Source organism: Actinomadura sp. NPDC023710 (genome assembly GCF_040639875.1).
GTDB lineage: Bacteria > Actinomycetota > Actinomycetes > Streptosporangiales > Streptosporangiaceae > Spirillospora > Spirillospora citrea.
In genome coordinates, this window is sequence record NZ_JBFAGB010000005.1 from 205,218 (window position 1) to 227,409 (window position 22,192).

Below are 22,192 nucleotides of genomic sequence, written 5' to 3' on the forward strand. Positions count from 1 at the left end.
CTCATTATGCCGTGTCGCCCAACCGCTTGCTCGATTCGGCGGCCGGACCAGCGTACGACGTGCAACAAGCGCTTGCTACAGCGGTTTCCCGGGCCGCCGGCCGCGCCGATTAGGCTCGGGGCATGCCCGATGTGATCGTGTTCGACCTGTACGGAGTGATCGCCCGCACCCAGACGCCCGAGGCGGTGAAGCGGATCGAGGAGATCGCCGGGACGCCCGGCCCGGCGTTCTGGGACGCCTACTGGGCCTGCCGCCCCGCCTACGACGCCGGCCAGGAGGGCGCGTCCTACTGGGCGGACGTCGCGGGCCTGCTCGGCGCCACGTTCCCCGACGTCCCCGCGCTGACCGAGGCCGACCTCGAAAGCTGGACCGACGTCGACGAGGAGATGGTCGCCCTGGTCGGCGAGCTGGCCGACCGGGGGCGCACGCTAGGGCTGCTCTCCAACATCATCGGTGACCTGGTGCCCCGCTTCGAGGCCCGGCACGGCGCCTGGCTCTCCCGCTTCGACGAGCGCGTCTACTCCTGCCGCATCGGCGTCGCCAAGCCCGACCCCCGCGCCTACGAGATCTGCGCCGGCCGTCTCGGCGTCAAGCCCGCCGACGTCCTGTTCTTCGACGACAACGAACACAACGTCCTCGCCGCCCGCGAGACCGGCATGCGCGCCGAGCTCTTCACCTCCCCGGCCCAGGTCCGCACCCTCACCGCCTGACTAGGAGGGGGGCGGGAGCTCCCCGCCCGCTTCGGCGGCCTGGGCGAGGCGTTCGCGGAGGGTGCGGAGGAGTTCGTCGCCCTGTTCGGTCAGGCGTTCGATGGCGGGCAGCGCCAGGTCGTCCCGGACGGTGTCGGCCAGCAGTTCGTCGTACTCGTGGGCCTTCTCCGCGATCGACTCCAGGTGGCGTTGGGCGCGGAGCACCTCGTCGGCCGATCTGGCGCGCTCGGCGTAGCGCTCCAGGGCCTCGATGCGGCGCGTCACGGCCTCGACCGAGGTGTCGAGCTTGTCGCGCAGCGGCCGCAGCGCCGCCTCCACCTCGGGGATCGTGTCGGTGCCGGCCATGTCGGCCTGGTCCGCGCGCAGCTTCGACTGCTTCGCCAGGACCTGCGCGATCTCCCATTCCTGGCGGGGCAGCGTGACGGCGTTGTCCACCGCGTCCAGCAGGCCCTCGCGGTTGACCTGCGAGTCGCGGACGCCGTCGACGGCCGCCTGGACGCGGGCGAGCAGGGCGCGGCCGTCGTCGTCGAAGTCCTCGGGGACGAAGTAGCGGTCGCGGCGGCGCTCCAGCTCCCGGGCGCGCCGCAGGTCCAGCGAGACCGACGGGGTCCCGAGCGCGACGAGCACCGCGAGCATGCCGAGCCCGATCAGCCACAGCGAGCCGAGGAGCGGGGAGCCGACCAGGCCGAGGGCGAGGACCGACAGCGGCGCCAGCCACACCAGCGGCTTGCGGCGCGCGACGATCGTGTCCAGTTCGGCGCGCAGCGCCGGGTCGGCGACCGGCCGCGGCTCGGGCGGGGCGCCGTCCTCGGGGGAGCGGGGCGGCGCGATGCGCCGCCATGACGTGGAGACGTGGGTCTCGAACGCGAAGTCGGTCTGCGCGATCTCGATCTCGGTCGGGCCGGCGGGCAGCGGCCAGGAGCCCACGGGGTCGCCCCCGCCGGGGCCGGTGAAGCGCACCCACCAGCCGCCCTTGCCGTCCTCGCAGCGGTAGCGGCCGGGGGCGACGTCGATACCGACGAAGAACGTCCCGATTCCCGGTAGGGAATCACTCCATGCGCCACTGGTCACCGGCGACCTCCCGTACCTGAACGACGTCCGGGGGACGGCAAGAGGTGCAGTACCCACTACCGCTCACGGGAAGCGGAACGGGGTTTGGAATACTCCACGGGGTGCGACCCGACTATGACCCCCTGGACGACCCGCCGTGGGCGATGCAACTGGTGGTACGCGCCGAGAAGGCCGATCCGCCCAGTCACGACGCGGTGTGCGAGGCGGCGGCGACGGCGGTCGTCCGGCTGCTGACCGATCCGCGCGCCGCCGAGCCCGAGGGGGAGTGGCGGGAGGCCGTCCGGGAGTGGGAGTCGCGCCGGATCCGCAAGGTGACGCGGCGGGCCCGCGGCGTCCGCTGGCCGGAGGCGGAGGCGCTGCCCGGCGTGACCGTCCGGCACGCGGGTGCCCAGGTGCGGGCGTTCCCGCCGGGGCCGGTGTCGGACGTCCCGCCCCAGCTGGCCAAGCTCCAGGTCGCGGGCCTCGATCTGGCGGAGGCGCAGGAGCCGCCGGCGCCGCCGGAGCCCCCGTACGCGGTGATCGCGCTCAACCCGGCGGTGACGATCACGACGGGGAAGGCCGCCGCCCAGTGCGGGCACGCCGCCCAGCTGCTGCTCCGCCAGGGCCGCCGCCGGCATGTGGCGGAGTGGGTCGAGGCGGGCGCCCCCGTCCACCTGGCGCGGGACGTGCCGTGGGACCGGTGTGTGAAGGAGGCGGCCGTCGCGGTCCGGGACGGCGGTTTCACCGAGGTCCCGCCCGGCACGATGACCGCGATCGCCTGGCTTGTTCGGAAATAGGGGTGAGACCGGGCGCGGCGCGCCGGAACGAGCCGGCGCGCCGCGCGGGACGGGTCAGGGGAGGACGACCGCGACCGGGGTGATCCCGGCCTTGCGGATCAGGGACGGCAGGCGTCCGGCGAACGGGTGGTGGTCCGCCGGCAGGCCCTTCGGGTTGTCGATCACGTAGTGGACGACGCCGCCGGCGCCGCTCCGCGTCCACGTCGCGCCGGCGGACCGCAGCAGGGACTCGGCCTTCGCGGCGTCCGCGGCCCTGACCGAGACGCGGATCGGCGACTCGTAGGACGGCAGCTGCGCCGCCTCCTGCGCCGCCTTCGTCGTCGCGGTCGCCTGCGGTGCCGCCGCCCTGGCCGGGTCGGGGCCGAGGATCGCGTTGTAGAGCAGCTTGGCCGTCCCGTCGCTGAACGCGCGGAAGTTGGGCTCGGCCGCGAACAGCACGGACCGTCCCTTTCCGAGGGGCTGGTCGACGACCGCAGCGGTGCCGCCCAGCTCGGACGCGCCGCGCTCGAACCCGGACACGGACCAGTCCGGCGAATCCGCCTGCGGGTAGGACACGACGACGCCGCTCGACGCCTTCATGACCGGGTCGTAGGACGTGAAGTTCCACGCCGTCGCACCGACGCCCTTCGACAGCGGGCTCGCCCCGTCCACCTTCACGCGGAGCAGCGTGCCGGGGATGTCGGACGTCGGCTCCGCGAGCGTCGCGCTCGTCAGCCCGAGGCGGGCCGCGAGTTCCGTGCCGCCCTGCCAGCCGATGTAGCGGCCGCCGTCCCGCGTCCACTGCTGGAGCGCGGAGCGTCCGGCGTCGCCGAGCGCCGTGTGGGCCGACGCGGCCGGGCCGTTCGGCGTGAGGAGGACCTCGACGTCCTTGAGCCTGCCGGCCGCGACGTCCGCCGGAGTGAGCAGCGTGAACGGCAGCTTCCAGTCGCGGTCGAGGCGGTGCCTCAGCCACCCGGCCGACTGCCGCGCGGACGAGGACGTCTCCGACAGCTGCAGGATGCCCAGCCTGGGCGCCTTGCCCTCGTGCCCCGGACGCGGCGCCGGGACCGTCCGCAGCGGGACGGCCCGCGGGTGCAGGACGGCGCCGGACGACCCGCCGGACACGTTGCCCAGCAGCGGCAGGCTCCACGCCGTCACGTCGTAGAAGTACGGGAACGGCGTGTAGGAGTCCTCGTTCAGCATGGACTGGATCCAGTGCTTCTGGCCCTGCGCCATCGAGATCCAGTACGTGCCCGCGGGCAGCGTCGTCGCGGCCTCCGGACGCCCGTACGCCTTGAAGTCCGGGACGGCCAGCGGCCGGGCGAGCCTCTCGACGCGCACACCCATGCGCTGCAGGCGCCGCACGACGAGCGCGACCTCGGCGCGCTTGGCCGGGTCGTCGTCGCGCAGGAAGTAGCTCCGCACCTTCCGGTCCGGCACCTGGCGGTCGACCTTGTTCGGCGGGTTGTAGATCTGGTTGGGCTCCAGCTTCCCGGCCTTGCCCTGCGCGTAGGCGTCGACCGTCATCTGGCGCCACTCGGTGAGGATCCGGTGCCGGTTGCGCGCCGCCGCCGACAGCGACACCCACTGCGTGAGGTACTGCTCCTTCACCCGGTCCGGGTAGGGGCTCTCGTCGCCCTTCTCGTAGGTCATCCCGGCGGCGTGGAAGGCGCTGGTCGGCACGGTGTCGCCGTAGCCCTGGTAGAAGAGGTCGTAGACGTCCCTGTTGAAGAAGTCGATGCCCTGCCGGGTGAACTCGGCCGCCATCGACGCGCCGTACAGGTCGTTGATCCAGCCGATCGCCTGCTCGGGCGTCTCGTGGTAGATCGGGTCGGCGTTCGGCGGGAAGAAGAACGAGTCCCCGCCCATCTCGTGGGCGTCGATGTAGAGCGCGGGCGGGTACTGGTTCAGCATCGCGAGCTTGCCGTCGGTCTCCGGCTGCGTGCGCGCGAACCAGTCCCGGTTCATGTCGAAGCCGTAGGCGTTCTGCCGCGTCTGCAGCGTGCGCCCGTCCGGGTTCTGCGTCGGCAGGACGATCACGAGCGTGTTGGCGAGGATCCCCGTCGCGGCGCAGTCGGCACGGTCGCCGAGGTCGCGCAGCACCCGCAAGGCCGCGTCCGTGCCGCTCGGCTCGTCGCCGTGGACGTTGCCGCTGACCCACAGGATCGGGACGCCGCGATCGGTGATCCGCTTGGCGAGCGCGGCCGGCGTGCGCGGGTCGCGCAGCATGCCCGCCTCCCACCGCACCTTGGCCAGCCCGGCCTTGGAGATCAGCTCGGGACGTCCGGCGATCGCGTACTTCAGCGGACGTCCCTGCGCGGTGGTGGCCAACGTCCCGGACACGACGCGCTCGCTCCGGGCGGCGACCGTCTCCAGGTAGGTGTCGGACTCGGCGGCGCTGACCGGCCGCTCACCGAGGTCGAAGCCGAGGACCTGCTCGGGGGAGGGGACCTTGCCCCGGTAGACCGGTGCGGTCCGGGTCGGGTCGCAGCCGGCCGCGGGCGCGGCGGGCAGCGCGGCGGCGGGCGCGGCGAGCGACGCCGGGACCGCCAGGGACGCGGCCATCACCACAGGCAGCGCCAGTTTTCGGGCTCTCATGAGCCACAACGTGGCACCCGCCGGGTGCGCCACCAACGGCAACTTCTGCCAAGATCAGTCGCGCTTGTCCGGGCGCGTTCGCGGGCCGGTGAGGGCGGCGGCCCGGTTGATGGCCTGGAGGGCGAACTCCTGCGTCCAGGTCAGGCCGCTCGGACCGCGCGGGGACCCGTCCGGCGCGGGGCCCTTCGGCGCCCTCGCCAGCTGCGCCTTCGCGCTCAGGCCGTAGGAGAGGAAGAGCAGCACGACGAACGCCGCCAGATAGGCGAGGTGCTCGACGAGGCCGCCCCACCTGCCCGTGAAGACGTCCAGGACGGCGAACATCGCGAACCCGGCCATCCAGCCCGCCACCGGCGGGACCAGCAGCAGGTCGCGGCGCAGGACCACGCCCGCCACCGCGGCGAGCACGAGCAGGACCTCGGCCGCCTTGGCGAGGACCAGGATCCCCGTGGCCGGTCCGGACCCGAAGTAGCCCTCCATCTCGTCCAGCCGGTCGCCCCACAGCGCCGCCGCGCTCGCGAGGGCCGCCACGCCGTAGGCGATGACGAACACGCCGACCGCGTAGTGGAACCGGTGCCACGTCCGCGCGGCGCCGCGGACCGGCGCGGCGGACGGCCCGGAACCTGGCTGGGCACCCGCGTCCACCGTCATCGTCAGCCCCCATGTGCCGGTTCATCTGCCAAGCGCAAGATATCCCGGATAGGGTCCGGTCGACCTCCGAAACGCGGTCCGCCCTCGCGGCCCCGCCCCGCTCACCTCGCGGCCGGCAGGCCGGGGTGCTTGCGCCCGGGCGGGCGAAGAGGGAGGCTGAGTCGCACGTCGGGCCGCACGGAGTCCGTGAGGAAACAAGGATGACGCCTGACGATACGGGAACAGCCGCGCCGTCGAAGACGCGGATCGAATATCTGGAAGAGCTCGGCGAGGAGCTGGTCAAGCGCGGCCTCCGGGTGCGTCTCACCCTGCCCCGCGGCCAGTCGCCCAGCCTGCACGTGATGAATCCCGACGCCGCCGCACTGACGGAGAACATCCTGGCGGAGCAGGGCGCGGACGGCTGGTGGTACTGGTGGTCGTGGGCCGAGCGCATCGCGCCCGCCGCCGACGCCGCAGCCGCGGCCGACCGCGTCGCCCGCGTCCTGTCCGCCTGATCGGCTGATCGGGGCCCCGCCCAAACCGGGGCCCACCCGGACCACGGCACGCGCCTGACCTCCGGCACCGCCCGGACCGCCCACCGCCGCAGATCGCTGCCCCGGAGCGCGGCCCGGCCTGTGTCAAGCCTTGCGGCGCGGCCCGGCTTGGCGTGCGCCCCGGCTTGTGACACCTCGGGTCGTGGCTTGGCACGGGCCTGCCCGTAGCGCACCTCGGGCAAGCCGCGACCGCTGGGGTGAGGCGTGTCTTGACGCCGGGTCGCGGTGAATGTTGACGCACGAAACATTTACGCCGGCGCGGGTCCGCCCGAGCATGCCCGCGCGGTGACCGGCGCCCTCCCGCCGTCCTCGCGGTACCCCTCGTGTTCCACCCGTGTTGATCTCGTGTTACATGATTGTTACCGCCGACAACAAATGAAATCAGCCCGAAGTCTGGCGCGACGGACATGCGCGACGTAAGTTGCGGGACACAACATTCCCGTCGGAGCGGGTGATCTCGCTCACGACATTGGCTACCACCCCCCCGGCCGCACGGCGGCCACCCCCCAGAAAGGACCCGGGCAATGCGCAAGGGGATCCTCAGCTTCTTGGCCGTCACGACGGCGGCGGCGCTCAGCCTCACCGCGTGCGGGGACGGCGACTCCAACGACTCGGGCGGCTCTGGCTCGAAGGGCAAGGTCGGCGTGATCCTGCCCGACACGACCTCCTCCGTCCGGTACGAGAGCTTTGACCGGCCGTACCTGGAGCAGGCCTTCAAGGCCGCCGGCGTGGCCTACGACATCCAGAACGCCGAGGGTTCGACCCAGCGCTTCCAGACGATCGCCGACCAGATGCTCACCAGCGGGGTCACGGTCCTGGTCCTGGACGGCATCGACTCCAACTCGGCGGCCGCCGTGCAGCGCAAGGCGCAGGCGCAGGGCGTCAAGACCATCGACTACGACCGGCTCGCCCTCGGCGGCGTCTCCGACTACTACGTCTCCTTCGACAACGTGAAGGTCGGCGAGGAGCTCGGCAAGGGCCTGCAGAAGTGCCTCGGTGACAAGTCGGCCAACATCGCCTACCTCAACGGCGCCCCGACCGACAACAACGCGACGCTGTTCGCCAAGGGCGCCCACAACATCCTCGACAAGGCGACCTCCTACAAGAAGATCGCCGAGCAGGCCGTGCCGGACTGGAAGGCCGAGCAGGCCGCCACGATCTTCGAGCAGATGTGGACCGAGAAGGGCGGCAAGATCGACGGTGTGGTCGCCGCCAACGACGGCATCGGCAACGCGGTCATCTCGATCCTCAAGAAGAACAAGCAGGCCGGCAAGGTCTCCGTCACCGGTCAGGACGCCACGCTCGAGGGGCTGCAGAACATCCTCGACGGCAACCAGTGCATGACGGTCTACAAGCCGGTCAAGCAGGAGGCCGAGGCGGCCGCCAAGCTCGCCGTGTCCCTCATCAAGGGTGAGAAGGGCGAGACCAACGGGACGACGAACGACCCGGAGGGCAAGCGCGACGTGCCGTCGGTGCTGCTGACCCCGATCGGCGTCTTCAAGGACAACATCAAGCAGGTCACGGACGACGGGTTCGTCAAGAAGGAAGACCTGTGCAAGGGCGCGTACGCGGCCAAGTGCAAGGACGCGGGCATCCAGTAGGAGCCCGACGCTGACTCCGTGGCGGGCCCCTCCCCCGCTGAGGGCGTCCCGGCCTCCCGGAAATACGGGACGCCAGGGGCCCGCCACGGGCTAAGACGCCCGAACCTCTGGAAGGAAACTCGTGGCTGAAAAAGGAGACCCCGTCCTCCGCCTGACCGGGCTCAACAAGAGCTTCGGCCCCGTCCATGTGCTGCACGACGTGGACTTCTCCGTGCGCCTGGGCGAGGTCATGGCCCTCGTCGGCGACAACGGCGCCGGCAAGTCGACCCTGATCAAGTGCATCGCCGGGATCCACCCCATCGACTCGGGACAGATCGAGTTCGAGGGCAAGCCCGTCTCGGTCGACGGACCGCGCACCGCCTCCGCGCTCGGCATCGAGGTCGTCTACCAGGACCTCGCGCTCGCCGACAACCTCGACATCGTGCAGAACATGTTCCTCGGCCGCGAGCGGCGCAAGGGCATCGTGCTGGACGAGCCGTCCATGGAAGAAGCGGCCAGGGAGACCCTCGCCCGGCTCTCGGTCCGCACCGTCAAGTCCGTCCGCCAGCAGGTGGCGAGCCTGTCCGGCGGGCAGCGGCAGACCGTCGCCATCGCCAAGGCGGCGCTGTGGGAGTCCAAGGTCGTGATCCTGGACGAGCCCACGGCCGCACTCGGCGTCGCCCAGACCCGGCAGGTCCTCGACCTCGTCCGGCGCCTCGCCGACACCGGGCACGCAGTCGTGCTCATCTCGCACAACATGAACGACGTGTTCGAGGTGGCCGACCGTATCTCGGCCCTCTACCTCGGCCGGGTCGCCGCGGACGTCGCCACCTCCGAGGTGACCCACGGCCAGGTCGTGGAGCTCATTACCGCCGGCCGTTCCGGTGATCTCGGCCTCGCGCCGCAGACCGCCGCCGAGAGCATCTGAAAGGGGACCAGATGTCCACTGACCTCCCCCAAAGCAAGGAGGCCGCCGTGAAGCTGGCGGACTCGGACTTCTCGAACGACCGGCGCAAGCATGACATGAACTCCGCGCTGCTGGACTACTGGCACAAGATCAAGGCCGGTGAGCTGGGCGCGCTCCCCGCGATCCTCGGACTGATCGCGCTGGTGGCGCTGTTCACGGCGCTGAAGCCGGAGACCTTCCTCAGCAAGGGCAACATCGCGAACCTGGCCACCCAGGCGCTGCCCATCACGATCCTCGCCATGGGGCTCGTCTTCGTCCTGCTGCTGGGCGAGATCGACCTGGCGGCGGGGGTGTCCAGCGGTGTCTGCGCCACCGTGATGGCCAAGCTGATGGCCGACTCGGGCCAGCCCTGGTACGTCGCGGTGCTCAGCGCCATCGCGATCGGCGTCGTCATCGGCACCGTGATCGGCTGGCTGGTCGCGTTCCTGCGCATCCCGTCGTTCGTGGTGACACTGGCGTTCTTCCTCGGCCTCCAGGGCATCACGCTGTGGCTCATCGGCGAGGGCGGGACGGTGCCCGTCCGCGACGACTTCGTCGTGGCGCTCTCGAACAAGAACATGCCGATCTGGCTCGGCTGGGCGCTCGCCATCGCCTGCGTCATCGCCTACACCGCGATCCTGCTGCTGCGCTGGCGCCGCCAGCACGTCCGCAACCTGCACTCCAAGCCGCTGGGCTTCGTGATCGCCCAGTGCGCCGTCGTCGGGCTCGCGCTGCTGCTCAGCACCTACGTGCTGAGCCTGGACCGCGCTCCCAGCCCGCTGATCACCCTCGGCGGGATCCCGTGGGGCGTGCTGCTCGTCGGCGCCCTGCTCGTCATCTGCACGTTCGTGCTCGGCCGTACCGGCTACGGCCGGCACATCTACGCGGTGGGCGGCAACGCCGAGGCCGCCCGCCGGGCCGGCATCAACGTGACCCGCATCCGGATCTCCGTCTTCATGATCGCCTCCGCGCTGGCGGCGATCAGCGGCATCGTCGCGGCGTCCCGCCTCAACTCGGTCGCCACCGACGCGGGCGGCGGCAACACCCTGCTGTACGCGGTGGGCGCCGCGGTCATCGGCGGGACGAGCCTGTTCGGCGGGCGCGGCAAGGCACGCGACGCCGTGCTCGGCGGCCTCGTCATCGCGCTCATCGCCAACGGGCTCGGGCTGCTCGGCACCAAGGCGTACCTCAGCTACCTCATCACCGGGGTCGTGCTGCTGTTCGCCGCGAGCATCGACGCCCTGGCGAGGCGCCGCCGGTCCAGTACCGGCCGGTGACCTCGTGGACGCGGTAACCCCGTGAACACGGTGACCCCGTGAACGCGGCCGGAAACGCCCGGGAGCCGGTGGCCCGCCCCACCGGCTCTCGGGCCTGGCCGCGGAACCGGCCGGACCGGACTTCCGACGGTGCCCGGCCGGGAAGACCGACTGCTACGCTCACTCACGACGACCGCCTGGCGCGCGGCGGCGGCGTGGCACGGTGGGAGCCCCTCGGCATGTCAGTGACGCCCGTTCTGGACCTGCGCGGTATCGAGAAGAGCTTCGGCTCGGTGAAGGTGCTGCAGGACGTCGCATTCTCCGCCTATCCAGGCGAGGTCACCGCGCTCGTCGGCGACAACGGCGCGGGCAAGACCACCCTGGTCAGGTGCATCGGCGGCATCCACTCCTTCGACAAGGGCGAGTACCGCTTCGAAGGCGAGCAGGTGCGGGTCGGATCCCCCCGCGACGCCGGCCGCCTCGGCATCGAGATCGTCCACCAGGACCTCGCGCTCTGCGAGAACCTCGACATCGTCCAGAACCTGTTCCTCGGCCGCGAGGAGCGCCGCGGCCTCGCCCTGGACGAGACCTTCATGGAGGAGCTGGCGCGCACCACGCTGTCGGGCCTCGCCGTCCGCACGATGGGCTCGGTCCGGCAGCGGGTCTCGAACCTGTCGGGCGGGCAGCGGCAGACCGTCGCGATCGCCCGCTCCGTGCTGTGGGACAGCAAGCTCGTGGTGCTGGACGAGCCCGCCGCCGCGCTCGGCGTCGCGCAGACCCAGCAGGTCCTGGAGATGATCCGGCGGCTCGCCGACAAGGGCCTCGCCGTCGTGCTGATCTCGCACAACATGAACGACGTGTTCGCGGTCTCCGACCGCATCGCCGCGCTCTACCTCGGCCGGATGGTCGCCCAGGTCCGCACCGCCGACGTCACCCACCGGCAGGTCGTGGAGCTGATCACCTCCGGCGCCAGCGGAGAGCTGGGGCTGCGCCGATGATGAAGGCGGGCCCGTCACAAGAGGACATCCGGCGCCACAATCTCGGGACCCTGCTGCGCTTCGTGCATCTGCGCGGCCCCGCGTCCCGGGCCGTCCTCGCCGAGACCCTCGGCCTCAACCGCAGCACGATCATGGCGCTGACGTCCGACCTCACCTCCGCGGGGCTGGTCCGCGAGGAGCTGCCGCGCGGCCCGGGGCGCCGCGCCGGGCGCCCGTCGCTCGTGGTGCGGCCCGAGTCCACCCGCGTGTACGTGCTGGCGTTCGAGGTCGGCGTCGACCGGCTCGTCGTCGCGCGCGTCGGCCTCGGCGGCGTCGTGCTGGACCGGCGCGAGGGCGTACGGGCCCGCGACTCCGACCCCGCCGACCTGCTCGGCGTGCTCGTGGCGGGCGCCCGATCCCTGGTCCGCAAGGCCGAGCGCGACGCGGTCTGCGTCGGCGCCGCCCTCGGATTCCCCGGCACCGTCCGCCGCTCCGACGACACGATCATGTTCGGGCCGAACCTGGACGTGGGCGGGCTGCGCCTCGGCGACGCCCTGTCCCGCCGCCTCGGCCTCGGCATCCCCGTCTCGGTGTGCAACGACGCCAACCTCGGCGCGCTCGCCGAGCACGAGCGCGGCGCGGGGGTGAGCTGCGACAACCTCATCTACCTGCACGGCGACGTCGGCGTCGGCGGCGGCATCATCGCGCACGGCCGGCTGCTCGGCGGCGACGAGGGGTTCGGCGGCGAGATCGGGCACATGGTGATCAACCCCGGGGGCCGGCCCTGCGCCTGCGGCTCGAAGGGCTGCCTGGAGGCCGAGGTGGGGGAGCGGACGCTGCTGGACCACGCCGGCCGCGAGGAGATCCCCGGCCAGCCCGGACGCGACGCGGTCCGCGCCATCGTCGCCGCCGCCGACGCCGGCGACATCAAGGCCCGGGAGGCGCTGCACCGCGTCGGCACCTGGCTCGGCCTCGGCGTCGCCAACCTCGTCAACCTCTTCAACCCCGGCATGGTCATCTTCGGCGGCACGCTCCGCGACATCTTCCTGGGCGCCGCCGCGCAGATCCGCAGCGTCCTGGCGACCAGCGCCCTCGCCGCCCCCCGCGAGAAGGTCAAGCTCCGCACCGCCACCCTGGGTGACGACACCACCCTGGTCGGCGCCGCCGAGTTCGCCTTCGCCGAGGTCCTGTCCGACCCCGTCCAGGTCCTGACCCGGCTCAGAGCCCCGGAGACGGTGTGAAGGGCGTGAAGGCGCCGTAGCCGCTCCCGTAGAAGACCAGGGGGCCGGCGCCCTGGTGTTCCGCGAGGTCGTGGACGCGGGCGACGACGATCAGATGGTCGCCGGCGACGTGCTCCTGCTCGACCGAGCACTCGATCCACGCCAGCGCGCCGTCGATCAGGGGAGCGCCGCCGGGGCCGTGCGTCCAGCGGACGCCGGCGAACTTGTCCGGGCCGTTCCCGAAGGCGAGCCGCTCGGAGACGTCCCGCTGCGGCTCGGCCAGGATGTTGACGCACAGGCGGGCGGCGGTGCGCATGATCGGCCATGTCGTGCTGGTGTGCGCCACGCAGAACGCCACGAGGGGCGGGTCGAGGGAGACGGAGGTGAACGAGTTCACGGCCAGTCCCGCGGGGAGCCCCGATGCCGGATCGAGGCCGGTGACGGCAACCACGCCGGTCGGGAACCTGCCCAGCACCGAGCGGAACGCGGCCGGGTCGACGCCGGTCGCCGAGGATCCGGACGAGCAGTCGGGCGATCCGTGCATGGGGGTCCGTTCCGTGGGCGGGGGCGCGTCGTCGTCCACTAAAGCCCCTGGCGCGGTGTGCTGATTCCCCTGGAGGGCGATCTCGGTCGAAGGTCCCGGTCCGGGCGTCGGTCCACGGACGGAGACCCGCGCTACGGCCGCGGTGCGTCGGCCGGAGTCTGGGCCGGGACGGCGGCGTAGGGGGTGAGGGGCGCCGCCGAGGACAGGCCGTCCATGATCAGGCGGCCGGTACCGGCCAGACGCGCCCTGACGCGGGCCGGGACGCGCGGGCCTTCGTGCAGCCCGATCCAGGCGATCCAGCCGACCGCCACGACGGCCCAGTAGGACACGAGCCGGTACAGGCCGACGGCCGCGGCGGCGGGGGACAGCGTCGCGCCGAACGCGACCAGGGACGCGGCCATGCTGCCCTCGATGGCGCCGAGGCCGCCGGGCAGCAGCGGGAGCAGGCTGCCCGCCGCCTGGGCGGCGAAGTAGGTGAGGGCGACGCCGTTCAGGGCGACCTCGATGCCGACCGCGTGCGCCGCCGACAGCAGCGCCAGGATGTCGAACACCCAGTTCAGCAGGGCCAGCGCGGTGAGCGCGGCCCAGTCGCGCAGGGTCGGCCGCAGGATGTCGCGGGCGCCGGCCAGCCGCTCCGCGTACGGAGCGATCCTCGGGTGGGCGAGCGCGGCCCGGTGGGCGCGGCGCAGCGGCGCCGTCAGCAGGGCCCGCAGCGGGCGCCACCGCAGCGCGGGGACGAGCAGCACGGCCAGGACCAGCGGGACGGTGAGGGCGAACAGCGCGAAGCCGCGGGCGTACGGGTCGGCGACCAGCGCCAGGAGGGCGATCAGGGAGTAGGCCGTGGTGGTGATCACTCCGCCGGCCAGGATCACCGCGGTGGCGAGCTGCGTCGAGGCGCCCGCGCGGCGGAACTGCCGGAACGTGTAGACCACGCTCACCGCCGGGCCCGCCGGCAGGGTCGTGGACAGGGCGTTGCCCGCGTAGGTGATCGCGAAAGCGCGGCGCAGCGGCATCCGCAGGCCGCCGACGCGCAGCAACCGGCGCTGGAGCCGGGCGAACGCGCCCATCGAACCCGCCACGGCCAGCACCACCATGGTCAACCAGCCCGGGTCGGCATGCGCGGCCGCCCTCCAGATGGCGCCGAGGTCGGGGAGTTCGTCACGGTAGAGGGGGAGTGCGGCGAGGGCGCCGAGGATCAGCGCCCACTGGACGATCAGGCCGGCCCTGCGCCGCCACCACGGGCGCGCCGGGGCCTGCTCATCCGGCCCGTCCTGGAGGGGGAACGGCGGGTCGGCTTCGGCCGGGGGATGGACCGGTGCCGTGACTGTCTCGTACATGTCCCGGTCACCTCGCAAGCTCGCCCGCCATGCGCAACCTACGGTCCGGGTAGGACATTCCCCCGGGATCGGAAACGAATCGCAAAGTGATCTGCGCCACGCCCGTCGCGAGGTCGTGCTCAGCGGGCTGATCGAAGACCTGTCGCCGTGCTCTGCCAGATGCTTCTGTCCTGGTTACTGCCCGCTCTTCCGGAAAGGACGCCACCCTGACCGGCAAAAGCCGGACACGCCTCCGGACGTACCCGCGGCGACGGCGGCGCCCGCACCGCGTGCCGGTGCGGGCGCCGCCGTCGTGGTCAGGGCCTGCGGGTGGGGTTGACCGCGTCCTCCTCGGCCGGCGTGATCGGCGTGGGGCGCTCCTCGTCGCCCTCCCTCGCGGTCTGGCGCTCGTACTCGGTGACGCCGACGCCGTCGCGGCTCTCCTCGGGCTCTTCGATCCTCAGGTCCTCGGGCGGGTCGTTCACATACTCCTCGGTCAGGGCGATCTGCTCGTCCTGGGTGTTGTCTCCCATGTCATCGGTGTCCTCGCGGAAGTCGCGGGACTCACCGGGCTCGCGTGCCCTCATGACTCCTCCCGGTCCGGATCGGGTTCGCTGATCGGACCGGTATCCCCGATGACCGGCGCCCTACTCCCGGTCGCGGACGGCGACGAGCCCGCCGACGACGCCCACGTACGCGGTTCCGTCCGGGCCGAGGGTGACGGGCGCCCAGCTGTTGTCGAACCACTTGCCCGTGCCGGTGAGCACCTTGTAGGCCGTCCGGCCCGTGTGGACGTCCACCGCGGTCAGGTACCAGGCGTCGATGAGGTCCTTGCGCGGCTCCTTCGTGTACAGGTACAGCAGCCCCGCGGGAACGGAGACCTTGGAGACGGTGGACGGAGACCGCTCCGTGCTCGTCCAGACCGTCTCGCAGCCCGTACCGTCCGGTTTCACGTCCACGCGGCTCACCCCGCCCACGGACGACCCTCCAGGCGGCAGGTCGAAGAAGTTGCGGTAGCCGTAGTTGTTCTCGACGAACAGGCTGCGGCCGTAGCCGATGAGCGAGTTGTCCGTCGCGCTCGCCCCGCTTCCGAACACCGGGACCTGGCAGACGAGCCCGCCGTCGTCCCTGCGGCGGACGATCACGTGCATGCGGTCGTCGGCGTTGTCGGTGACGGCCACGTAGCCGTCGCCGAAGAACGTGGGGGTCGTCCCGGACCCCTGGTCGATCTGTCCGGGCTTGCGCCCGCTGCCCCGGTCGTAGGGCTGCCGCCAGACGATCTCCGGGGTCCCGTCCGCGCCGGCCCGCATCCGGTAGAGCGCGTGGTCGGACACGACCGAGACGCCGTTCTCGGCGGCCGCGAACGAATTCTGGATGCCCTCGCCCGCCAGCCGCGTCATCCGGACGGCCCCGGACCCGGGATCCACCGTGCCGACGCGGCCGCCCCTCGTGATCCACCAGATCAGGCCGTTCCAGTCGGGCCCGACCGCGGTGACGGGATCGCATTCCCCCTTCGGCCACGGGTTCGTCCAGGTGGCGCAGTCGTGGGGCAGGTACGCGCCGAGGTCCCAGTCGTCGGTGACCGTGAAGCGCCAGTCGCCGTCCCGGCCCTTCTCGTGCGCGAAACGGCGCAGGTGGAAGGCCGAGTCCGCCAGCACGGCGCGATCCTGCGGGTCCAGGTAGTAGTAGGCCCCGCCCGAGGTGTCGGTGAACACCGTGTCGAGGCTCAGCGAGAACACCGCCTGGACGGTGGACGGCCTGGGCGGCAGCTCGTAGGTCGCGAGGTCCTTCAGCGTCCTCGGGTCGATCAGCCGCAGCGTGAGGTTCTGCCCGCGCGTGCACTGCGCGACGATCAGGCCCGTCCGGCGGGCGAAGGTCACCGTCGAGCACAGCCCCGGCAGCCCGCCGCCCTTGGCTTCGCCGCGCACCTGCGGATCGCGGCCGAGCGGCCCCATGAACGGATATGTGTCGGAGGCGTAACTGTCGGCGTGCATGGACGACGTCCCCACCGGCCCCTGATGCGGGTTGGCCGGGACGGGCCGCCCCGCGAGAGGCGCAGGGGTGGCGGGCGCGCCGACGTAGGCCGGGACGAGCCCCCTGCCGGGGCCGTCGGGGATCGGGTCGGCCGCCGCCGGGACCGCCGCGCCCACCAGGACGGCGGACAGGAGGGCGGCGAGCAGGGGTCTGCGCATGGAGGGCTCCCTTGACCGGACATGGGTGGTCCCGGTCGCGCCCTCCGGGACGACCACCGCGTAAAAAGGTGATCGTCCGGCGCGCCCCGATGGTTACGATCCGGGGCATGGGCGTACAAGCTGTGATCTTCGACTGGGGCGGCACGCTGACCCCCTGGCACGACCTCGAACTCGCCGACATCTGGCGCACCGTCTGCGCCGCCCACCTCCCCCCGGACGCCGTCGAGAAGGCCGTCGCCGCCCTCGTCGCCGCCGAGGGCGAGCTGTGGCGCCGCGGCACCGAGGAGCACCGGAGCGCCACGCTCGCCGAGGCGTTCGCGATCGCCGGGGTGGAGCCGAGCGAGGCACTCCTGGACACCCACTTCGAGACGTGGACCCCGCACACCCACACCGACCCCGCCGTCCCCGGCCTGTTCACCGCCCTACGCGAGCGCGGCATCAAGATCGGCGTCCTGTCCAACACCATCTGGACCCGCGAGTGGCACGAGCGGGTCTTCGCCCGCGACGACGTCCTCGACATGCTCGACGGCGCCGTCTACTCCAGCGAGATCCCCTGGACGAAGCCGCACGCCGAGGCTTTCCGCGCCGCCATGGACGCCGTCGGCGCCACCGACCCCGGCTCCTGCGTCTTCGTCGGCGACCGCCCGTTCGACGACATCCACGGAGCCAAGGCCGCCGGCCTGCGGGCCGTCCAGATCTGGCACCAGACCACCCACGCCTTCGACCGTCCGGGCCTCGCACCGCCCGACGCCCTCATCCACGACCTGGACGAACTGCTCCCGCACGTGGAGCGGTGGCACTCAGCCTGAGGGCTTGGCGGCCACGATGAGGTCGCGGGAGATGGCCTGGTCGACGCGATGGCGGAAGCCGCGGTAGGCGTCGGAGTCCCGGACGTCCAGGCCGCTGGACGCGAGGATCTCTGCGAGCTGCTCGCGGCGGCCGACGAAGGTGTTCCAGGAGATGCCGACGGCGCCGCCCGGACGCAGCAGCCGCGCCCACTCGGGGACGGCGGCCGTCAGCAGTTCCACGGGGCTGCGCGACAGCTGCGGCCCGCCCCTGCGGCCCGGCTGCGCCCCCTTCGGGCGGCTGCCGTGCTGGACGCCGTAGGGGGCGTCCGTCACGATCAGGTCGAACGACGCCGGGCGGAAGAACCTGCCGGCGCCCAGCGAGTCGGCGTTCACGACGGTGATCTCCATCGTCTCGCCGCTCTTGTAGCGCTCCTTGGACGCGCCGAGCGTCACGTGCAGGCGGCGCCCGAGGACGGCCTTCTCGCGGCGCACGTTGGTGACCTCGGCCTGGTGCTTGAGCCGGTTGTTCTTCAGCCAGGTCTTGAGGAAGGCCGCGTAGGCGTCGAAGTCCTTGCCGTCGATGTCCATCCCGGCGGCGTCCAGCCCGTACATCATGGCCTGGTTGAGCGTCGTGCCCCGCCCGCACATCGGGTCGAAGACGCGGGGGCGCCCGGTTATCAGGTCCATGGGGGAGTCGGTCGCCATCGCCGTGACGTTCAGCAGCAGCTTGGTGAAGTACTCGTTCGTCTTGCCCGAGTACTTCTGGATGGTGAGCAGGTCGCTGCCGAACAGGTCCAGAGGCTGGAGCGCGACCGGGCGGAGCAGCTCGCCCTCGATCTGGAACAGCGCGTAGAGCGACGACAGGTTCGACAGGAGGCGCACGTCCTGCTCCGTCAGTTCGTCGGCGGAGAACGTCACGTAGGGGACGCCGCCGATCGCGGTCTCCTCGATGTCGCGGACGCGTCCGCCGAGAGCCCGTTCGCTGAACACCGCCAGTTCCGCCTTCACCAGGTCGGCGGCGGCCTGGGCATAGACCCGGTTGTGCGAGGGGGAGACGAGAAGGCCGTACGCGGTCATCTGGTGGACCCTACTGGACCTCGACGGCGGACACCGCCGTGACGGATGGGTCAGGCGGTCTCCGCACGGCCCTGGGGCGGGCCGTTCCCTTCCCGGTCAGGCCGCTCGCGCCGCGCGGTCCGCGGACTTGCCGCCCGTCTCGGCCGGAGGCTCCGGGTCGGGATCGACCGGGGCGGCGGGCAGTGCCCGCGCCTCCTGGGCGGAGGGCAGCTCCGGCGTGTCCGGGCCGTCCACCGGAGGAAGATCCGGAAGGTGCCGCGCGGCGGCGTTCAGGAGTTCCCCGACGCGGCTCTGGAGACTGGCGAGATCGGCCCGCGCGACGTCCGCCTGCGCCTGCGCTCTGCGCGCCTGGCGTCGCGCGGCGTCGCGCTCGGCCGCCAGCCGCGTCAGCTGCTCGTGGTAAGCGGCCCGCAGCTCGTCGAGGGCGCTCGTCCGGCCCGTCTGCGGAGTCGTGGTCACGTGGGCTCCCTCCCCCGAAGTCATCCCGCAATGGGACTAACGTCGCTAATCGGACGCTACGTTCCCGTCGTGCCGAAGATCACTCACCGGGTTCGGGACGCGGCGACAGCGCCGCGGACGGCAACCCGGGGAACGCCTCCGCCGGCGCCGCGGCCCCCGACCTGGACCGCCAGCGCGCCGCCCACGCCGAGGCCCGCTGCGCGCTGTCGGCGGCGAACGCGCGCAGGTCGGGGGAGGAGACGCCCGCGAGACCGACGTAGGCCGGGACGAGGCCGCCCTCCAGGGCCGCCGCCAGCTGCGCGGCGCTGCGGGCGGAGGTCACCGCCACGGGCAGCCGGTAGGCGGACGCCGCGGCGACCGGCGCGACCGACAGGATCGAGACCAGCTGGTCCCGCCGGGCGCGGTGGACGTTCCACAGGTCCTTCGCGGTCTGCCGGAGCGTTCCCCGCAGGCGGGCCCCGAGCACCCCGTACCCGTAGACGGCGGCGTGTTCGGCGGCCAGCGCTGCCTGCACGGCCTCGGCGTCCGACCTCGACCGGACGGGCGGCGCCCCGCCCTTGACGGTCATGGCATGGCCGGCCTCGCAGGCGCCGATGCTGGCCAGCAGCTGCGCGAGCGCCGGACCGGCCTTGGCGGCGTCGGCCATGCGCCCCCGCGCCGCGCGGTCCTCCATGTCGCGCAGGGCGGCGAGGCCCGCGGCGCCGGCGAGGACCGGCGCCGCGTCGGGCGAGGGGATGGAGCCGCCCTCGTCGGCCCGGTTCCCCGAGCCGGGGACGTAGTGCCGTCTCAGGACGGCCAGATGCCTGCGGTGATGGGCGAGGACGGGGTCCAGGCGCCCGGCCTGCGAGGGGTTCGCGGACCGCGCCGCCTCGTACGCGGCGACCAGGTCCTGCTCGGCGGCGATCGCGCCCACCAGCGTCGGGACGTCCTTTCGCGGGGCGGCCTCCGCCGCGCAGGACGCGAGCCACGGCAGCACCGGCACCGCGCCGCCGCCCAGCACCGCGGCCCGGCCCAGCAGCGCGCGGCGTGACAGCGCCTGCGTCGAGCGTGACATCGCTTGCCCCGGCGGTGGTGCGGCCTCTGGCAAAGGAAGTCTCCTCACCCGGTGGTGGAGGTGGCGGCGGCCCGCTGCGGCCGCGGTCTCCGGACGCGCCCATCAGGCCAGCTCAAGCATTCCATATCCGCCGCGCCGGAGAGCCGCCGGAAAGACCGCTGCGGTCTCCGGCTGTCGATAGTCTTGAGGTGTCGGCGGACGAGCGGTGACCCCGCCATCGCAGGCGGCACGAACAAATCGCACGCGTACAACAGGAGGAGGACCCATGAGCGTCGAGTCCCGTGGCGGCCGCGCTCAGGGGAGGCGCGGCCGGCAGGAGGAGGCGGCCTCGCCGCGCGGCACCGCGCCCCCGCCGCGCGACACCGCCCGGCCGAGCCGCGACGCGGCCGCGGCCGCCCTCAGCAGACTGCTCGCGCCCGCGGTGGCGGAGGCGGGTTACGACCTGGAGGAGGTCGACGTGCGGCCCGCGGGCCGCCGCCGGCTCGTCCGGGTCGTCGTCGACGCCGACGGCGGGATCGCCCTTGACGACATCGCCCGGCTGAGCGAGATGACCTCCGAGCTGCTCGACGGGTCCGATGTCATGGGGTCCTCGCCCTACGTGCTGGAGGTGACCTCGCCGGGCGTCGACCGCCCCCTCACCGAGCCGCGGCACTGGCGCCGCGCCGTCGGCCGGATGATCGTCGCTCCCCTGACCGAGGGCGGCCAGATCGAGGGCCGCGTGGTGGCGGCCGACGACGAGGCCGTCGAGATCGACGTCGTCCAGAAGCGCCGGGGCAAGGGAGCCGGGGCGGGCGGCGGCAAGGCCGCCGGGCCGAGGTCCTCCGCAGGAGGATCCGGGAAGCCGTCCTCCCACAAGGGGAGGCCCGCCGGGCCGGAGACCGTGCGGCGCCGGTTCGGCCTCGGCGAGCTGGGGCGCGGCCGTGTGCAGGTCGAGTTCACGCCTTCGCCGCCGGCCGAGGAAACGCGTTCTCCGGCGGAGCCGGACTAGAGGGGGGAACCTCGTGGACATCGACATGACCGCCCTACGGGGCCTGGAGAGCGAGAAGGACATCTCGCTCGACGTGGCCGTCAAGGCCATCGAAGACGCCCTTTTGATCGCCTATCACCGGACGGAGGGCGCGGCTGTCAAGGCGCGCGTCGAGCTGGACCGGCAGAGCGGCCACGTGACCGTGTGGGCGACCGAGACCGACGACGAGGGCAACGCCGTCGGCGAGTACGACGACACCCCGACGGGGTTCGGCCGCATCGCCGCGACCACCGCCAAGCAGGTGATCCTGCAGCGCCTGCGCGACGCCGAGGACGAGCTGACCTTCGGCGAGTACGCGGGCCGCGAGGGCGACATCGTCAGCGGCATCATCCAGCAGGGCAAGGACCCGCGCAGCGTGCTGGTCGACCTCGGCAAGATCGAGGCGATCCTGCCGCCGCAGGAGCAGGTGCCCGGCGAGCGCTACGAGCACGGCGAGCGGCTGCGCGCCTACGTGGTGCAGGTCCGCAAGGGCCACCGCGGCCCGTCGGTGCAGCTGTCGCGCACCCACCCGAACCTCGTCCGCAAGCTGTTCGCGCTGGAGGTCCCGGAGATCGCCGACGGCACCGTGGAGATCGCGGCGATCGCCCGGGAGGCCGGCCACCGCACCAAGATCGCGGTTCGCTCGCGCAAGTCCGGGGTGAACGCCAAGGGGGCCTGCATCGGCCCGCTCGGCGGCCGCGTCCGCAACGTGATGGGCGAGCTGCACGGCGAGAAGATCGACATCGTGGACTGGTCGGAGGACCCGGCGGAGTTCGTCGGGAATGCCCTCTCCCCGGCGCGTGTTTCGAGTGTCGAGGTGGTCGACGCCGACGCCCGGGTCGCCCGGGTGGTGGTGCCCGACTACCAGCTGTCCCTCGCGATCGGCAAGGAAGGGCAGAACGCCCGGCTCGCCGCCCGGCTCACCGGCTGGCGGATCGACATCCGGTCCGACACCGAGCCCGCTCAGACGCCCCCGAACAGCGCTGGAACCGGCGAATCCGGATCTTCTGCGTCAGGAGAACATGCGACAGGCCCCGCCGACGCCTCGGCGCGGTAGACTCATGGGACGTGGCCCGGCGGCCGCTGTTCGCACGTGCGTGGGTTGCCGGGTTCGCACGGTCAAGTCCGACTTGCTGCGCCTGGTGGTGGTCGAGGGCGTCATCGTCCCCGATCCTCGCGGGCGGCTGCCGGGCCGAGGTGCGCATCTGCACCCCGATCCGGAGTGTCTCGCACTCGCAGAGCGGCGTCGGGCGTTCCCGCGGGCGTTCCGCCTGCCGGGCCCGCTCGACGCTGGTCCGCTGCGGGAGCGACTTGCGGCCCTTGCCGCACAGCAGCAGGATGGCCGAATGGTAAGCGACGTCTAGTCGGAAGCAGGTCGAGATTGCTATGAGCGCTCGATGAGCACGCCGCGATGAGTACGGCAAGTTAGCGACGGTCCGGAGGCCGCACCCCCGGACCGAGT

22 protein-coding genes are annotated in these 22,192 nt (G+C 72.5%); 12 read left to right on the forward strand and 10 right to left on the reverse strand.

Going from position 1 to position 22,192, the window contains the following annotated elements:
* The first annotated feature begins 122 nt into the window (after positions 1 to 122).
* Entirely contained in the window at positions 123 to 710 is a 588-nt protein-coding gene (locus tag AB0H37_RS08290; protein WP_360611948.1) for an HAD family phosphatase, read from the forward strand.
* Here the strand turns inward: AB0H37_RS08290 and AB0H37_RS08295 are convergent, their stop codons facing one another.
* Positions 711 to 1,781 (reverse strand): hypothetical protein, encoded by a 1,071-nt coding sequence (locus AB0H37_RS08295; protein WP_329093841.1) that lies wholly within the window; start codon positions 1,779 to 1,781, stop codon positions 711 to 713.
* Positions 1,782 to 1,882: 101 nt separating this feature from the next.
* Between AB0H37_RS08295 and AB0H37_RS08300 the strand changes: the two genes are divergently transcribed.
* On the forward strand, positions 1,883 to 2,557 hold the full coding sequence (locus tag AB0H37_RS08300) for a hypothetical protein (protein ID WP_360611949.1): 675 nt from the start codon (positions 1,883 to 1,885) through the stop codon (positions 2,555 to 2,557).
* A gap of 54 nt (positions 2,558 to 2,611) precedes the next feature.
* Here AB0H37_RS08300 and AB0H37_RS08305 read toward each other — a convergent pair whose 3' ends face one another.
* Together AB0H37_RS08305 and AB0H37_RS08310 are read right to left on the reverse strand one after the other, a co-directional pair.
* On the reverse strand, positions 2,612 to 5,134 hold the full coding sequence (locus tag AB0H37_RS08305; protein ID WP_360611950.1) for a M14 family zinc carboxypeptidase: 2,523 nt from the start codon (positions 5,132 to 5,134) through the stop codon (positions 2,612 to 2,614).
* A 54-nt stretch (positions 5,135 to 5,188) separates the two neighbouring features.
* Positions 5,189 to 5,782: a hypothetical protein gene (locus AB0H37_RS08310; protein WP_179833462.1), complete on the reverse strand. Its 594-nt coding sequence runs from the start codon at positions 5,780 to 5,782 to the stop codon at positions 5,189 to 5,191.
* A 200-nt stretch (positions 5,783 to 5,982) separates the two neighbouring features.
* On the opposite strand from AB0H37_RS08310, the gene AB0H37_RS08315 reads away from it, so the two are divergent.
* The 6 genes from AB0H37_RS08315 to AB0H37_RS08340 all read left to right on the forward strand — a co-directional run bounded on the left by AB0H37_RS08315 (position 5,983) and on the right by AB0H37_RS08340 (position 12,315).
* The gene (locus AB0H37_RS08315; RefSeq protein WP_179278877.1) at positions 5,983 to 6,276 is read left to right on the forward strand and encodes a hypothetical protein; all 294 of its coding nucleotides are present in this window, start codon (positions 5,983 to 5,985) and stop codon (positions 6,274 to 6,276) included.
* Between the two features lie 563 nt (positions 6,277 to 6,839).
* On the forward strand, positions 6,840 to 7,916 hold the full coding sequence (locus AB0H37_RS08320) for a substrate-binding domain-containing protein (RefSeq protein WP_179833463.1): 1,077 nt from the start codon (positions 6,840 to 6,842) through the stop codon (positions 7,914 to 7,916).
* A gap of 121 nt (positions 7,917 to 8,037) precedes the next feature.
* Positions 8,038 to 8,823 (forward strand): ATP-binding cassette domain-containing protein, encoded by a 786-nt coding sequence (locus AB0H37_RS08325; RefSeq protein WP_179833464.1) that lies wholly within the window; start codon positions 8,038 to 8,040, stop codon positions 8,821 to 8,823.
* A gap of 11 nt (positions 8,824 to 8,834) precedes the next feature.
* Complete coding sequence (locus AB0H37_RS08330) at positions 8,835 to 10,118, forward strand: ABC transporter permease (RefSeq protein ID WP_360611951.1); 1,284 nt, start codon at positions 8,835 to 8,837, stop codon at positions 10,116 to 10,118.
* A 218-nt stretch (positions 10,119 to 10,336) separates the two neighbouring features.
* Positions 10,337 to 11,095, forward strand: a complete 759-nt coding sequence (locus AB0H37_RS08335; RefSeq protein ID WP_360611952.1) for an ATP-binding cassette domain-containing protein — start codon at positions 10,337 to 10,339, stop codon at positions 11,093 to 11,095.
* Positions 11,095 to 12,315: an ROK family transcriptional regulator gene (locus AB0H37_RS08340; protein ID WP_179838500.1), complete on the forward strand. Its 1,221-nt coding sequence runs from the start codon at positions 11,095 to 11,097 to the stop codon at positions 12,313 to 12,315. The genes AB0H37_RS08335 and AB0H37_RS08340 overlap by 1 nt, the downstream gene beginning before the upstream one ends.
* Here AB0H37_RS08340 and AB0H37_RS08345 read toward each other — a convergent pair.
* From AB0H37_RS08345 to AB0H37_RS08360, 4 genes are all read right to left on the reverse strand, one after another.
* Positions 12,293 to 12,838, reverse strand: a complete 546-nt coding sequence (locus AB0H37_RS08345) for a flavin reductase family protein (protein WP_329093825.1) — start codon at positions 12,836 to 12,838, stop codon at positions 12,293 to 12,295. The two genes, AB0H37_RS08340 and AB0H37_RS08345, sit on opposite strands and share 23 nt — an antisense overlap.
* 131 nt (positions 12,839 to 12,969) lie before the next feature.
* A complete protein-coding gene (locus tag AB0H37_RS08350; protein ID WP_360611953.1) occupies positions 12,970 to 14,175 on the reverse strand; it encodes a lysylphosphatidylglycerol synthase transmembrane domain-containing protein in 1,206 nt (401 codons plus the stop codon).
* 296 nt (positions 14,176 to 14,471) lie between these two features.
* Entirely contained in the window at positions 14,472 to 14,741 is a 270-nt protein-coding gene (locus AB0H37_RS08355; RefSeq protein ID WP_179833469.1) for a hypothetical protein, read from the reverse strand.
* 60 nt (positions 14,742 to 14,801) lie between these two features.
* Positions 14,802 to 16,346, reverse strand: coding sequence for a hypothetical protein (locus tag AB0H37_RS08360; RefSeq protein WP_360611954.1), 1,545 nt, complete (start codon positions 16,344 to 16,346; stop codon positions 14,802 to 14,804).
* A gap of 107 nt (positions 16,347 to 16,453) precedes the next feature.
* Here AB0H37_RS08360 and AB0H37_RS08365 point away from each other — a divergent pair, with 107 nt between their 5' ends.
* Positions 16,454 to 17,155, forward strand: coding sequence for an HAD family hydrolase (locus tag AB0H37_RS08365; RefSeq protein ID WP_360611955.1), 702 nt, complete (start codon positions 16,454 to 16,456; stop codon positions 17,153 to 17,155).
* Here AB0H37_RS08365 and AB0H37_RS08370 read toward each other — a convergent pair.
* The 3 genes from AB0H37_RS08370 to AB0H37_RS08380 all read right to left on the reverse strand — a co-directional run bounded on the left by AB0H37_RS08370 (position 17,147) and on the right by AB0H37_RS08380 (position 19,724).
* Positions 17,147 to 18,211, reverse strand: a complete 1,065-nt coding sequence (locus tag AB0H37_RS08370; RefSeq protein ID WP_360611956.1) for an SAM-dependent methyltransferase — start codon at positions 18,209 to 18,211, stop codon at positions 17,147 to 17,149. The two genes, AB0H37_RS08365 and AB0H37_RS08370, sit on opposite strands and share 9 nt — an antisense overlap.
* A 96-nt stretch (positions 18,212 to 18,307) precedes the next feature.
* Positions 18,308 to 18,670: a hypothetical protein gene (locus AB0H37_RS08375; RefSeq protein ID WP_360611957.1), complete on the reverse strand. Its 363-nt coding sequence runs from the start codon at positions 18,668 to 18,670 to the stop codon at positions 18,308 to 18,310.
* Positions 18,671 to 18,749: 79 nt separating this feature from the next.
* Positions 18,750 to 19,724, reverse strand: a complete 975-nt coding sequence (locus AB0H37_RS08380; RefSeq protein ID WP_360611958.1) for a DUF4439 domain-containing protein — start codon at positions 19,722 to 19,724, stop codon at positions 18,750 to 18,752.
* Between the two features lie 265 nt (positions 19,725 to 19,989).
* Between AB0H37_RS08380 and rimP the strand changes: the two genes are divergently transcribed.
* Genes rimP through AB0H37_RS08395 form a run of 3 tightly spaced genes read left to right on the forward strand, consistent with a single transcriptional unit; the run spans position 19,990 to position 22,094 of the window.
* Entirely contained in the window at positions 19,990 to 20,712 is a 723-nt protein-coding gene (rimP, locus tag AB0H37_RS08385; RefSeq protein WP_360611959.1) for a ribosome maturation factor RimP, read from the forward strand.
* 25 nt (positions 20,713 to 20,737) lie between these two features.
* Positions 20,738 to 21,787 (forward strand): transcription termination factor NusA, encoded by a 1,050-nt coding sequence (nusA, locus tag AB0H37_RS08390; protein ID WP_179838502.1) that lies wholly within the window; start codon positions 20,738 to 20,740, stop codon positions 21,785 to 21,787.
* A 4-nt stretch (positions 21,788 to 21,791) separates the two neighbouring features.
* Positions 21,792 to 22,094, forward strand: a complete 303-nt coding sequence (locus AB0H37_RS08395; RefSeq protein ID WP_179833475.1) for a YlxR family protein — start codon at positions 21,792 to 21,794, stop codon at positions 22,092 to 22,094.
* Positions 22,095 to 22,192: the final 98 nt, after the last annotated feature.